Source organism: Priestia sp. AB (assembly GCF_028369225.1).
Classification (GTDB): Bacteria; Bacillota; Bacilli; order Bacillales; family Bacillaceae_H; genus Priestia; species Priestia megaterium.
This window is the reverse complement of the sequence record NZ_JAQMYN010000004.1, coordinates 40202-53204: the sequence shown is the minus strand read 5'-3', so window position 1 is coordinate 53204 and position 13003 is coordinate 40202. Positions and strand designations below refer to the sequence as shown.

The 13003-nt window shown below is 38.5% G+C and carries 13 protein-coding genes and 1 pseudogene; 10 read left to right on the top strand and 4 right to left on the bottom strand.

The genetic code is table 11. The features are described from left to right. Nucleotides 1–36 precede the first annotated feature (36 nt). The 4 genes from POF52_RS13205 to POF52_RS13190 are packed head-to-tail and all read left to right on the top strand — an operon-like array spanning nt 37 to nt 2505. A complete protein-coding gene (locus POF52_RS13205) occupies nt 37–495 on the top strand; it encodes a hypothetical protein (protein WP_271993139.1) in 459 nt (152 codons plus the stop codon). Then, nucleotides 495–815 carry a hypothetical protein gene (locus tag POF52_RS13200; RefSeq protein WP_013057715.1) on the top strand — a complete coding sequence of 107 codons (321 nt, stop codon included), beginning with the start codon at nt 495–497 and terminating at the stop codon, nt 813–815. The genes POF52_RS13205 and POF52_RS13200 overlap by 1 nt, the downstream gene beginning before the upstream one ends. Continuing rightward, nucleotides 815–2074 carry a glutathionylspermidine synthase family protein gene (locus POF52_RS13195; RefSeq protein WP_128820336.1) on the top strand — a complete coding sequence of 420 codons (1260 nt, stop codon included), beginning with the start codon at nt 815–817 and terminating at the stop codon, nt 2072–2074. Before POF52_RS13200 ends, POF52_RS13195 begins: the two co-directional genes overlap by 1 nt. Before the next feature lie 14 nt (nt 2075–2088). After that, nucleotides 2089–2505, top strand: coding sequence for a DUF350 domain-containing protein (locus tag POF52_RS13190; RefSeq protein ID WP_095379327.1), 417 nt, complete (start codon nt 2089–2091; stop codon nt 2503–2505). Nucleotides 2506–2523: 18 nt separating this feature from the next. Here POF52_RS13190 and POF52_RS13185 read toward each other — a convergent pair whose 3' ends face one another. Continuing rightward, the gene (locus POF52_RS13185; RefSeq protein WP_016764718.1) at nt 2524–2670 is read right to left on the bottom strand and encodes a hypothetical protein; all 147 of its coding nucleotides are present in this window, start codon (nt 2668–2670) and stop codon (nt 2524–2526) included. Between the two features lie 189 nt (nt 2671–2859). Here POF52_RS13185 and POF52_RS13180 point away from each other — a divergent pair, with 189 nt between their 5' ends. Further along, nucleotides 2860–3285 (top strand): DUF6843 domain-containing protein, encoded by a 426-nt coding sequence (locus POF52_RS13180; RefSeq protein ID WP_013083801.1) that lies wholly within the window; start codon nt 2860–2862, stop codon nt 3283–3285. Between the two features lie 42 nt (nt 3286–3327). Here POF52_RS13180 and POF52_RS13175 read toward each other — a convergent pair whose 3' ends face one another. Further along, complete coding sequence (locus tag POF52_RS13175) at nt 3328–3780, bottom strand: hypothetical protein (RefSeq protein WP_013083800.1); 453 nt, start codon at nt 3778–3780, stop codon at nt 3328–3330. A gap of 172 nt (nt 3781–3952) precedes the next feature. Here POF52_RS13175 and POF52_RS13170 point away from each other — a divergent pair, with 172 nt between their 5' ends. Both POF52_RS13170 and POF52_RS13165 read left to right on the top strand, forming a co-directional pair. Then, on the top strand, nt 3953–5290 hold the full coding sequence (locus POF52_RS13170; RefSeq protein WP_016764716.1) for a sodium-dependent transporter: 1338 nt from the start codon (nt 3953–3955) through the stop codon (nt 5288–5290). Nucleotides 5291–5593: 303 nt separating this feature from the next. Further along, nucleotides 5594–5995, top strand: coding sequence for a hypothetical protein (locus POF52_RS13165; RefSeq protein ID WP_238939933.1), 402 nt, complete (start codon nt 5594–5596; stop codon nt 5993–5995). A 218-nt stretch (nt 5996–6213) separates the two neighbouring features. On the opposite strand, the pseudogene POF52_RS13160 reads toward POF52_RS13165, so the two are convergent. Beyond that, nucleotides 6214–7738, bottom strand: a pseudogene (locus POF52_RS13160) (catalase); the annotation flags it as partial. Between the two features lie 452 nt (nt 7739–8190). Here POF52_RS13160 and POF52_RS13155 point away from each other — a divergent pair. Together POF52_RS13155 and POF52_RS13150 are read left to right on the top strand one after the other, a co-directional pair. Then, a complete protein-coding gene (locus tag POF52_RS13155; RefSeq protein WP_016764712.1) occupies nt 8191–9357 on the top strand; it encodes a C40 family peptidase in 1167 nt (388 codons plus the stop codon). 124 nt (nt 9358–9481) lie between these two features. After that, nucleotides 9482–9796 (top strand): MTH1187 family thiamine-binding protein, encoded by a 315-nt coding sequence (locus POF52_RS13150; protein WP_013083795.1) that lies wholly within the window; start codon nt 9482–9484, stop codon nt 9794–9796. Nucleotides 9797–9859: 63 nt separating this feature from the next. Here POF52_RS13150 and POF52_RS13145 read toward each other — a convergent pair whose 3' ends face one another. Next, nucleotides 9860–11443 (bottom strand): PucR family transcriptional regulator, encoded by a 1584-nt coding sequence (locus tag POF52_RS13145; RefSeq protein ID WP_271993138.1) that lies wholly within the window; start codon nt 11441–11443, stop codon nt 9860–9862. Nucleotides 11444–11749: 306 nt separating this feature from the next. Between POF52_RS13145 and allC the strand changes: the two genes are divergently transcribed. Beyond that, the gene (allC, locus tag POF52_RS13140) at nt 11750–12991 is read left to right on the top strand and encodes an allantoate deiminase (RefSeq protein WP_255323380.1); all 1242 of its coding nucleotides are present in this window, start codon (nt 11750–11752) and stop codon (nt 12989–12991) included. Nucleotides 12992–13003: the final 12 nt, after the last annotated feature.

Genomic DNA, 13003 nt, shown 5'->3' with positions numbered 1-13003 from the left:
GAACGTTCACAAAAAAGTCACAAAAGGAGTTGTACAATGGGGAAGTTAGAATACCGACTGCTAAAGCCTGATGATACGTTTGTATCTATTTATCACTATCAATCTATTGAACTTGAACAAATTTTAGCAAGAAGAGAATGCGAATTTTTTGTTAAAGAAGGAGTAACGTATAAACAAACTTCATCTGCAGTCGAAGAAGATATACATATTATTTATGTAAAAGAACATGAACATGGGCCGAAAGAGCAAGCAGAAGACGATAACAGAGAGATTACGTTAGAAGTACGTGAACTGAATTTACTTCGAGGACATCCGATTTTATTCGTCTCTTCATTTTATACGCATTTGGACGTATTAAGCTATATCGGAACAGTTTATACATACTACAATGGATGGGAATGGGAAAGAGACTCTGCGGAAATTGATGAAGATCGCAGCGTGTACAGTTTATATGTAACAAAAACAGGCGTAACGTATGAAGGGGGGAAGGCGTAATGTCAAAAACAAAAAAAATGATGGCCGGGGTTTTGACCACAGCTTTAATGACATCGCTCGTTGCCTGCGGTTCAACTGATCAGGCAAGACCAGCTAAACCGAAAGATAAATCGTGTGACAAGTGGAAGTGGGATGAAGATACCCAAACGTACTACTGTTCAGATTCTTCTTCTTCGCACAGCGGCTCATATTATCACGGAGGCCGCTACTACGGCTCTAAAAAACAGTTGACCTCATCATCGGCCTATAAATCATTTAAATCAAGCAGCTCGTATAAATCTGGAATTGGGAGCGGCTCTAAAGGCGGTTTTGGCGGGTAATGCATAAAGAAAAGCGAGAAATGTTTTATAAAGAAATTGAAGATTTTTGGCACGATTTATACGGAACAGAGTATGCTCTTTATGACGTACATACAGAGTCTTCTCATATCATTGATTCTATTAAAGAAGCTGCAAATCAAATTGGGGAATTATTTTTTAAAACTGCACCTTTACTTCGTTCGTTAGATGATCAGACGCTTTTTTCTTTAGGATTTCCAAAAGACAGCCTCCCGTACCTACGACTGAAAACGATGGAAACAGAAAGTGTGATTTCGCGCCTTGATTTTGCTGTTACGACTGATCAAATCAAGCTTTTAGAACTAAATGCGGATACGCCTACGTTCATTAAAGAATTATTTCATGTAAATGAGTTAGTCTGTCGGCATTTTCAAGTACAAAACCCTAATAAGCTTGAAGAAAAAAAGCTTGCTTTAGCATTAAAACACGCCATTTTTGAAGCTTATAACGAGCTCGATAGAACGAACTATCCAAACGTCGTTTTTTCTTCGCACGATACGCATGAAGAAGATAAGTTAACGACTCTTTATTTAATGAAGCTAGCCGATGTAGATGCTACATACGTTCCATTATCGCAGCTTCGAATTGTCCCTTCCTCTACAGTGGAAGAAGGTGAACATATAGAAGCGGGCGTGTATGATCAATATGGACAAAAAATAGACGTACTCTATCGCCAAACTTATCCGCTTGAACATTTAATTGAAGATGAAGATCCGAGTACGCATGAAAAAGTCGGACACATGCTTTTAACATTAGCACAGCAAAAACAAGTAGCCATAATCAATCCGCCTTCTGCATTTTTGCTGCAGTCCAAAGCCGTGCAAGCACTCATTTGGGCTTTGCATGAACAACATCATCCTTTCTTCACTAAAGAAGAGCATCACATCATTGAAACATACTTTTTACCAACGTATTTAGAAGAAGATACATTTATTGAAAGAAAACAAGCATTTGTGAAGAAACCATCCTTTGGTCGTGAGGGAGATACCGTTGAAATTTATAATGAAGACGGAATCAAAATAGACGAAGATCAGCATAAGACATATCAAGAATACACGGCTGTGTATCAACAGTTTATTCCTTTGCCAACTGCAACGATGAAGACTCAAACGCAAACAATAGAGGCTCATATCATGTACGGGTGCTTTTTATTAAATGGAAAAGCAAGCGCAGTAGGAATACGAGCTGGAAATCAAATTACGGATAACGAATCGTACTATTTGCCGATTGGATTAAAATGAAAAGGGGAATAAAAATGACACAATGGATTGATTGGGCTAGTATAGGGAGTTTTTTATCTCACGTAGCGGTAGGGTTAGGGTTATTATTTATCGGAGTTATGGTATTTGAATTAACAACAAAATTTAATGACCGTGAACTCATAAAAAAAGGCAATGTGGCGGTCGCTTTGAAGTTATGGGGAAAAGGAATTGGGCTTGCTATTGTCATTTTTACTGTATGGAGCAACAGCTTAAATTTGGTAGATGCAACTCTTTGGGGAGTAGTAGGTATCATTACTCAAGTAGTGGCATATTGGATTATTGAATTTATTATGACGCCTAAAACGAGCCTAGCCAAAAAAGTAGAAGAAGGAAATGTAGCGGTTGGAGTAACTCTTTTTGCAGCGTCGGTTGCCGTCGGCCTTATTGTGGCCGGAAGCTTAACATATTAAAAGAAGGCGATTCCTGTTTTACGGGGAATCGCTTTTTTTATGTCCAGATTGCTCGTGTTCACTTAGTAATAATGTACGTGTATTTTCACGGTCGGCACGAACAATTTTTTGCTGTGTGTAAAGCGGAATGACAAAGAGCAAAATAAATAAAAAAACATAGCTCATTTTTGTTATCCTCCCATGTAAATTGTAAACGCCTGCTAATAGTGTGTGACAAACAATACGTAAATATAGCATATTTGACTGGGTGAACTGGAAAAAATTGAGGGATGCAAAAAGAATATAATCTCACCTTCAACAAAAACTAAAAGCAGTATAGAGGCACGTCTTTTATTAAGAAAGGAGTTGGAAAAAGTGAAAAGGTGGCTCATTTTGTGCTTCTTGATTGTAATCGCAGCTGGATGTGGACGCCCAGATGAAACGTCTCAACCGAGCATTTTCCTTATACCAGAAGGGTACAAAGGATGGGTTATGGTCGAATATGATAAAGATAACGGCAACCCCAGCAAGACAGAAGGAGACTACACTGTATTTAAAGTAAATGACCAGGGAGTCGGGAAAACCAAAACGCTTTTAAGCGGCGGCGGCTGGGCAAGAAATAAATATTTCTATGTAAATAAGAATGGAGAGCGAAAGCAATTGAAGCAGGGGAAGATGATACATGGAACGACTCAAGGTAACAAAAATCATACGGTAACCTACTTTTTCGTCGGCACCGCAAAAGAGTTCGATAAGGCCGGAGACTATCGAAGAAAACTTACCGAAGAAAGTTCTTCGTAAAAAAAGAAACGTTGCCTCTTCGGCAACGTTTCTTTTCTATCTTCATTTGAATGTGCAAAAGACGGTATCTTTTAAACGTTGAATTTCGCTTAATGCTTCTTCTTGCTTATGAATTACCCAATCTGGCAATGAATGTTCAACCGACAGCTCGTCGAAACAAGCCCCGCATGTTTTAACTTCAATATAAGATTCAATATACTGAAGGTGATCTAAGTTATAAGCCCAAAGTCGACGTTCAGGGCATATCGTTTCTAAGTAAAGCGGAAGCTGAAAAAAAGGATCTACTGCTTCAGAAAGTTCTAACGGTCCTTGGCTATCAGCGTTGGTTACGTCTAGATAACCGCAGTGAGGACACGTGCATGAGTGCGTTGACCCGCTCAATTTTTTATCCAGTTTTACAACTCGCGCACATAGTTCGCAGTTTGGACATTTTACTAAGATAAAGTCAAGGAACTTATCTAAAAATTGTTGCTGTATTACTTGCTGATTTGTCATTTTTTGTACCTCTAACTGTCAAACTTTTTTTAGTTACGAAAATAAATCATGAAACCTACATACTATTCATAACACATGATGAGGGTTAAAACAACAAAAACCCTTTTCGACAGAAGGGTTGTGTGCTATAGTATGACAAATCAGAATAAATAAAGAAAAATGGTGAGAAAAAATGAGTCAAAACGAACAATGGACATCAAAACTCGGCTTTATCTTGGCATCTGCCGGTTCTGCAATTGGAATCGGAGCCATTTGGAAACTGCCTTATGTAGCCGGAACAAGCGGAGGAGGGGCCTTCTTTTTACTGTTTATCTTGTTTACAGCAATTATTGGTTTGCCGCTTTTACTTGCTGAATTTGTACTAGGTAGACATACACAAAAAGAAGCAATTCGTGCATATGATGCAGTTGCTCCCGGTTCCCTATGGAAAGGAATCGGGTATTTAGGCGTGATTACATGCTTTATTTTATTATCCTTCTATAGTGTAGTAGGAGGCTGGATTTTGCAATATATTTTTGCAAGCGTCACGGGTCAGCTGAATGGAGTAAGTGACTACGGGAGTTTATTTAACTCGACCATTGCTAATCCAACACGTGCTGTTATCTCTCAATTTGTTTTTCTTCTTTTAACAATTGTTGTAGTAGCAAGAGGCATTCAAAATGGTATTGAAAAAGCAAACAAAATTTTAATGCCTGCTCTCTTTATTTTATTTATTATTATCATTATTCGTTCTTTAACATTAGAAGGGGCAATGGAAGGCGTATCTTTCTTTTTGTATCCAGATTTTTCAAAGCTTACATCCCAAACCATTTTGTTTGCGATGGGACAAGCATTCTTTTCCCTTAGTGTAGGCGTTTCAGTTATGGTTACGTACAGTTCGTATCTATCTAAGCAGCAAAACTTGCCAAAATCGGCTATTTCAATTTCAGCGTTAAATATTTTGATTTCTTTACTAGCAGGACTGGCAATTTTCCCTGCGGTCTTTTCAATGGGTGTAAAACCGACGGAAGGACCAGGTCTTTTATTCATTGTATTGCCTTCTATTTTTGAACAGCTTCCGTTCGGAATTGTGTTTCAAACTTTCTTTTTGGCGCTGTTTTTATTTGCCACTTTGACATCTGCGTTTTCGATGTTAGAAATTATTGTTGCTTCTTTAGCCAAAGGAGAGCAGCATAAGCGTATAAAGCTATCTTGGATTTCTGGCTTGCTAATCTTCGTTGTAGGAATACCTTCAGCGCTATCATATGGTTTATTAAGTGACGTATCGATCTTTGGAAAAAGCATCTTTGACGCTTTCGATTTTCTTGTAAGTAATATTCTTATGCCACTAGGTGCTCTTTTAATTGCCATCTTTGTTCCTTGGAAAATGAAAAAAGATGTGCTAATTGAAGAATTTAAGCATGGTTCAACGAATGTGAAGCGCTGGTTCTCTTTATGGCTTCTTGCTATTCGATACATTGCACCTGTTTTAATTATCATTGTATTTATTAATATGCTAGGCTTTATCTAACGAAAAAACGCTGTTAAAACGCTTGGTTTTAACAGCGTTTTTTTGAAGGAAGAGGAGGAGTATGATGCTTGATTTCTTGTATGATATGTTTGTAGGGGCAGGGGTATTTATTTTATTAATAATTCTGTTGCTAGTAGCGAGAACGTCAGGGAAACGCAAGAAATAGGCGGGTATAATTCCCAGTGTAAAAACCCCAAAAAAGACTAACACCACAGAATTAAACTATGATAATATATTATCCTATGAGCATAATCAATGCTCACATATGTTGTGATGAAGCGTTTTTTAGAAAGAGGGATCATCTTGAGTGGAGAAGTTCTTGTCAAGATTTTATCTCAAGCGTATGAACAAAAAAAGACATTACCAATCGTCTCATTCTCGTCTTTTTTTGAACAAAAAAAGGTGGGCTTTCGTTTAAATAACGATGTGTCCGCTGATATTATCTACCATACGCTTATGTGTATTCAGAGAAAAACGTGTGTCCAAGATGTGTTAGTGGAAGTACTAAAAGTTGATAGTCCAAACAATGACGGGGCATTTTCTAATTGTGTATATATTTTAGCAAATGGTACAAAACAGCAAGTGAAAGAATGGGTTCAACCCTTACATCCTAAAAGAGTGAAACAAGGATATCAGCACGGGACACCCATTGATGCGCCACAGTTAAAAAATGACTACCACGTGTTTGCCGTTACTTGGTCATAAGCGTTTAACCCAAAAAACATCCTGCTGTCGCTGCAGGATGTTTTTTTGTTAATAAGGATGAGCATCGTGTCCTTTTTCATTAGCTTCTTCTACCGCATCAGCAGCTTTGTTGCTTCCTAACGGTGAACCGCCTTCTTTTGGCAATTTCCCGTATGTAGGAGTCATTTCTGCTCCCATTTCAATTTCTAGGGAACCATCATCATGCATCAGAAGACCAATGCCATTTGCTACCCGATTGCCGTAGTCAAAATCACATTGAGTTAAAAGCTCAATCATCTTTGTTTGAACGGTATGGTGACAACATTTTAAGCCGTCTACTAAATTTTGAATAAGCTCATCACGTTCCCAGTCCTCTAGTAAATGATAGCGTTCACCAGCTTGCTTAAAGTCATTTGTACGATCAATTTTTTCTTTTTTTACATTTCCTTCAACATAAGGCTGATGAGGTTTTGGATGGTCATGCGCTTCTTGAAGACCTCCAAGAGAAGAAGGCTCATAGTTCACATGCGGGTTCTGACCTGGAGCAGCATCTACATGATAGGCCATTTGACCATCGCGTTGATTTGTTGCTACATGTTTTTTCGGCGCGTTAATAGGCAGCTGCAAGTAGTTTGTTCCCACCCGGTGACGCTGCGTGTCGGAATAAGAAAACGTTCTTCCTTGCAGCATTTTATCATCAGAAAAATCTAGCCCGTCTACAAGTACACCCGTACCAAATGCGACTTGCTCTGTTTCAGCAAATACGTTGCTTGGATTTTTATCTAGGACCATTTTACCTACTGGGAGAAATGGAAATTGGTCTTCCGGCCAAATTTTCGTGTCATCGAGCGGATCAAAATCCAGTTCGGGATGCTCTCCATCTTCCATGATTTGTATACAAAGTTCCCACTCGGGGTAGTTACCGCTCTCAATCGCTTCATACAAGTCTTGAGTGGCGTGACTAATATTTTTAGCTTGAATTTCTTCTGCTTGCTTTTGGGTCAAATTTTTAATTCCTTGTTTTGGTTCCCAATGGTATTTCACAAGAAACGCATCGCCATCTTTGTTTATCCACTTATATGTATTAACACCGGAACCTTGCATTTGCCGATAGTTAGCAGGTATTCCCCAAGGTGAAAATAAAAAAGTAATCATATGCATAGCCTCAGGGGTGTGAGAAATAAAATCAAAAATACGCTCGGTATCTTGACGGTTTGTCACAGGATCGGGCTTAAAAGCATGAATCAAATCAGGGAATTTAATAGCATCGCGGATAAAAAATATTTTAAGGTTATTTCCTACTAAGTCCCAGTTTCCGTCTTCTGTGTAGAACTTTACAGCAAATCCCCTTGGGTCTCGCATTGTTTCTGGAGAGTCCTTTCCATGAGTTACGGTAGAAAATCTGACAAAAACGGGCGTTTGTTTGCCTGCTCCTGAAAAAACTTTTGCGCGGGTGTATTTTTCAACGGGCTCGTCACCAAGCTTTCCGTACGTTTCAAAATACCCGTGAGCTCCCGTTCCCCGGGCATGAACAACACGTTCCGGTATACGTTCACGATCAAAATGCGAAAGTTTTTCAATCAGCTGGTAATTTTCAAGAGTAGCAGGTCCTCTGTTGCCTACCGTTCGAGAATTTTGGTTATCACGAATGGGGTGACCTTGACGCGTCGTAAGCGTCTGCTCGTTTTCTCCGGCTGCATAGCGTTTGTCTTCCGAGTCACCTGATCCGCTAACATTTGTACCATGAGTGCCTTTATGGCTCATAAAATAATCCTCCTTGTTTCAAACATAACAAGACTATTTTTTTCAGCCCTCGCTTTTTTATTCATTAATATGGAAATAATATAAATTTTTAGAAGAAAAGCTGTTTTACTAGAGAGGGAAACAAATCCGCTAAACGAATAAATTTTAAAAAAGTTTCACATTTCAAAAAAAAATAAATTGTTTTTTTTGAAATATAAAGATAATGTTACAGGTGATTTTTTACCTATTATTAGTGTAGGAAAAGGAATAATATTGGAATATATTAGCTTTTTTGTCGAACTTATTAAGTGTTAAACGACAATAAACTACGACAATATACACCATACAGCTGCGCTGCTGTCGTTTCCTGTAACATAAATGTAATATTAGTGATGTTATTTTGTAATAATGTGTTGTTACAATGTAAACGTCTTATAGATTAGTAGATTATGGCATTGGAGGAACCTTTTTTTATGAAAAAGTTGATATATTCGTTAGCGTTATGTGGATCTTTAACAGTAGTACCTACAATTAGTGAAGCTGCTTTAGGAGATGCTACGCTGCACCCAGGAACAAGTAATTCAGATGTGAAAGAATTACAGCAAAAATTAAAAAACAAAGGCTATTTTACATACGGTACAACAACAAACTATTACGGTTCAATCACGACTAGCGCAGTAAAGTCGTTTCAGCGTGCAAATGGTTTATCTGCAGATGGTATTGCAGGTCCATCTACATTTAATAAGCTGCTAGGAAGCGGAAGCTCATCAATTAGCTCAAGTTCATTGCTGCGCGTTGGTTCAACTGGACCAAATGTACAATCTTTACAGCAGCAGCTAAAGAATAAAGGCTATTTTAAAGGAACTACGACTCAATACTTCGGTTCAATTACAAAAAATGCAGTAATGGCATTTCAACGTGCAAACGGACTGTCTGTGGACGGAATTGCGGGTCCGGCTACGTTAAGCAAGTTAAAAAATGGCGGTTCTAGCGCTTCAACTGGTGGTTCTAGCTCTAGCAACTCAACTATTTTACGTCAAGGTATGAAAGGTTCAGCAGTAAGCAGCCTTCAGCAAAAACTAAAAAATAAAGGTTACTTCTCAGCTGGTGTAACAGGCTACTTTGGCTCAATTACAACAAGTGCAGTAAAATCATTTCAACGTGCAAATGGTTTATTAGTAGACGGAGAAGCGGGTCCAGATACGCTGAATAAATTAAATTCAAGCAGCTCTAGCAGCTCAAAACCTTCAACATCAACAGGAAGCAGCACAAGCTCAAGCTCAGCTTCAAAAGTTATTTCATACGGTAAACGTTTTATGGGAACACCTTATGTTTGGGGTGGAGCTGCGCCTGGAGGATTTGATTGCAGTGGTTACCTTAACTATGTATATCGCAATGCAGTAGGTGTAAGTCTTCCTCGTACAGTTGCTAGCATCTATCAAACTGGTACGCGTGTAAGTTCACCTCAGCCTGGCGATATCGTTTTCTTTGAAACGTACCAACCAGGAGCTAGTCATGCTGGCATTTATATCGGAAACGGTCAATTCATGCATGCAGGTTCTTCAACAGGCGTGACAATCACATCACTAAGCAACTCTTACTGGTCAAAACGTTACTTAGGAGCAAAGCGTTACCTATAAGAGTGTAACAAAAAGGAGTAGTTGTAGAACTATTCCTTTTTTCTATGCACCATAAACGTAAAATTAGGAAATTTTTGCGCGATTTGATATGATAACTAGGGAACAAATAAAAGGAGTGTATAACATGGCTATTGTAGATGTAACCATTATTCCGGTAGGTACGGAAACGCCAAGCGTGAGTCAGTACGTAGCTGATATTCAAAAAGTGTTGGCCAAGCATGAAGATGAAATTACATATCAATTAACCCCTATGAATACATTGATTGAAGGGGAATTAAGCACGCTGCTAAACATTGTCCAAGAGATGCATGAGGTGCCTTTTGAAAATGGTATTCAGCGCGTATGTACAAATTTACGAATTGATGATCGCCGTGATAAAGAAAATCATACGATGGCTGGGAAATTACAATCCGTACAGTCTAAATTAAAAGCGAAATAAAGAATATGCAATACAATAAAAACGCTTGAGTATCCACTCAGGCGTTTTTTATTGTATTTATACTTAATTAGCACGCACAAGAGAAAAAATTTGAAAAGCTACGCGCAGCCGAAGGGTTTCCTCTGACGTGTGAATAGGTCTTTTTAATAACTCTTCGCATTTTTCAATTCGATAGATCACCGTGTTCCGATGAACGAATAACTGCTTAGCAGTCTCTGAGATTTGGCAATTGGAATTTAGATATGTTTCAAGCGTGTCAAGTAAGATGGAGCGATCTTTCTTATCGTACTGCAGCAAACCTTCTAATGTTTGAGAATAGTAATCCTGTAAATCGTTTGCTGGAAGCAACCGCAGCAGTTCTTTAAACTGTTTTGGCTGATAAAATTGAATAAGCTTCGACTGATCTTTAAAATGGATGGTTTCAAGAGCTTCAACAGCTTCTTTATATGAATCAGCGATTGTAAGTAGGGATTGGCTTTGGTTTCCAACTCCAAATGACATTCGCTTATCGTAGTGACGGTAAACAGCTTCCTGCAAGCGATGCAAGCATTCTATAATCATAGGTTGAGAATGAGGTGTAAACAAAAGAATATAAAGATTGTCATAGAAAAACAAAACGGCCTCTGTATGACCTGTTGATAACTCATATTGAAGGAGCTCATAGATCATATCATCATCGCTGTAAGGCGTGAATGTAGAATGGATTTTCCCGACGGCGCAAATATAGCTGTTTCCCGCTGATAAGCCCATCATCTGTGCTTGAAAGGAAGCATCTTCAAGCGTTTTATAATAATTGTTAACAAGCTGATTGAAAAAATCGTTTTTTCGTCGCCGTTCAGCTTCATACAAAGCCTGCTGCCTCATCATTTCGAAGGATAAAACGTTTGTCGCTTGTTCAATCGTTAGGAGCGCTGAATCGGATAAAGAAACTTGATGTTCAATAAGTAAATAACTGTACTTTCTTGTATGAGTAGCAATCGGAAAAAGCGTAACGGTTTTTTTTGTGTGTAAAAAGGAAAAGGTTGTATATTTTACCGTTCGTAAAAACAGCTGCTTAGCGCCCGCTACCGCTTCTTCCATCGGGAGTGAAAAGGGTTCGCGTTTGTTTGTATAAAAGAGTTCATGGCCATGGGTATCAAAAAGGGCAACGTGAGCATTGCATAACGTTTGAATGGATTGCATAATTTTCTCAATGCCTTTTCCTTGTAAGATGTACGAGGAAAATAGCTGATGTGTGACCATCGCTTGCTGAAGCTCGGCTGTTTTTTTATCTAAAATAAAGCTGAGAGATTCGTTAATAACCGCGCCTAACGTTTCGTCCGTTTGGAAATCAATGATCGGAAAGTGAAGTTCATCAGCTAGCTGACAAATAGAAGCAGGCACGTGCTCGAAAAAGCGCTTCGTTTTGATGGCCAATCCTGCACATTTCTTTTTAGCCATTCCTTCTACAAGTTTTGCTAAGCTTTCTTCATGTTCTTTGAAGTGATAACCCGTTGTAATTAAAAACTCTCCTTCTTTTAAAAAAGATAAAATATCGGGTGCGTCCATCATATTGACGTTATGTACTTTGCGGGTGACTCCTTTTTGCCCGGCTACTACAGATGCTTTCTCATAAATTGGAATACGTAAAAGAGTTTGTAGTTCCATTATTTATTACTCCTTTTGTTAAAAATTCTCACATTTCCCTGCGCGTATCTTTATCTATCTTTTATTTTATAAGAAAGTTTAGTTAAAATAAATAAAATTTTCAGAAAAAAATGTATAAATTGTTAATGAAGAAGTATATTCAATCCTGTAAGATAAAATAAATAACATATAATGTTAGAAAAAGTGACGTATATAAGACTTTGCATATTTAGTGATAATAGCTAAAAAAACACTAAATCATTGTAGAAAGTGTTAATGAAAACAATCAGTCATTTTCTTAAAATGAAGATAGCAGGAGGGATAGCAATGGTTGCAGATATGACGGGAAAATCTAAGCTTTGTCAGCAAATCGAAGAAAACGTTAGCTGGTTGTCACAGTTTGGGGTAGATGAAAAAGAAGGGGTCACGAGGCTTTTATATACGGAACAGTGGAATGCAGCTCAAAAGGCATTGGAAGAAAAAATGAAGGGACTTCACCTCAAAACGTATTACGATGATGTAGGAAATTTATTTGGACGGTTGCAAGGAACGGGTTCAGAACAACAAGTTATTTTAACAGGATCCCATATCGACACCGTGATAAACGGAGGAAAGTATGACGGGGCGTTTGGTGTTGTGGCAGGTATCATTGCTCTGCAGTACCTATATGCGCATTACGGCTCCCCTACAAAAACCTTAGAGGTCGTATCACTTTGTGAAGAAGAAGGTAGCAGATTTCCTCTTACGTATTGGGGATCAGGCAATATGAATGGATTACACAGCAAAAGTGATGCAAAACATGTTATAAATAAAGAAGGGGTTAAGCTGGATGACGCAATGAAACAGCTCAATTTCGGAAAAGGCCTCCACAGCGAGCCATACCGCACGGACATCGCTTCTTTTATTGAACTGCATATCGAACAAGGAAAGCAGCTTGAAATGTCTCGTTGCGATATCGGAATTGTTTCTAGTATCGTCGGGCAGAAACGATTTACAGTATCTGTTAAAGGTGAAAGTAACCATGCGGGCACAACCCCGATGAACATCAGAAAAGATGCATTTTATGTGAGCTGCAAACTTGCTAAAGCATTTATTGAATTGAGCGAAAAATATCATAACGCTTTATACGTAACGGTTGGCAAAATTACACTTTCTCCAAATGCACCGAATGTAATACCAGGATATGTAGAATTCACGGTCGATATAAGACATCATGAGTATGAGGTTTTACAAGAAGCAGAACGAGAAATGAAGGAAATTATAAAGCGAACAGCAGGGGATTTAGAAGTGAATATCGACTGCTGGATGGATGAAAAACCTGTCGCTATGAGCGAAGAATTATCTGAACTTTCCAAAATTATTTCCTCGGAAAAGAATATCTCCTCCCGAGAATTAGTAAGCGGTGCAGGACACGACTCCCAGGTATTCGGACGAAGAGTTCCCACATGTTTGTTATTCGTACCGAGCCAAGATGGAATCAGCCATTCCCCAAAGGAATTCACCAAAGGAGAACAGTTAGAAAAAGGAGTAAAGGTCTTAATAGAACTATTATATAAACTTGCCTACTAGGAGGAATTTGAC

Bases quoted from the DNA above. Each gene is read 5' to 3' on its own strand.
- POF52_RS13150 (WP_013083795.1), top strand. From the start codon at position 9,482: ATGGCTATTGTAGATGTAACCATTATTCCGGTAGGTACGGAAACGCCA.
- POF52_RS13145 (WP_271993138.1), bottom strand. From the start codon at position 11,443: ATGGAACTACAAACTCTTTTACGTATTCCAATTTATGAGAAAGCATCT.
- POF52_RS13205 (WP_271993139.1), top strand. From the start codon at position 37: ATGGGGAAGTTAGAATACCGACTGCTAAAGCCTGATGATACGTTTGTA.
- POF52_RS13190 (WP_095379327.1), top strand. From the start codon at position 2,089: ATGACACAATGGATTGATTGGGCTAGTATAGGGAGTTTTTTATCTCAC.
- POF52_RS13195 (WP_128820336.1), top strand. From the start codon at position 815: ATGCATAAAGAAAAGCGAGAAATGTTTTATAAAGAAATTGAAGATTTT.
- POF52_RS13155 (WP_016764712.1), top strand. From the start codon at position 8,191: ATGAAAAAGTTGATATATTCGTTAGCGTTATGTGGATCTTTAACAGTA.
- allC (WP_255323380.1), top strand. From the start codon at position 11,750: ATGGTTGCAGATATGACGGGAAAATCTAAGCTTTGTCAGCAAATCGAA.
- POF52_RS13200 (WP_013057715.1), top strand. From the start codon at position 495: ATGTCAAAAACAAAAAAAATGATGGCCGGGGTTTTGACCACAGCTTTA.
- POF52_RS13175 (WP_013083800.1), bottom strand. From the start codon at position 3,780: ATGACAAATCAGCAAGTAATACAGCAACAATTTTTAGATAAGTTCCTT.
- POF52_RS13170 (WP_016764716.1), top strand. From the start codon at position 3,953: ATGAGTCAAAACGAACAATGGACATCAAAACTCGGCTTTATCTTGGCA.
- POF52_RS13185 (WP_016764718.1), bottom strand. From the start codon at position 2,670: ATGAGCTATGTTTTTTTATTTATTTTGCTCTTTGTCATTCCGCTTTAC.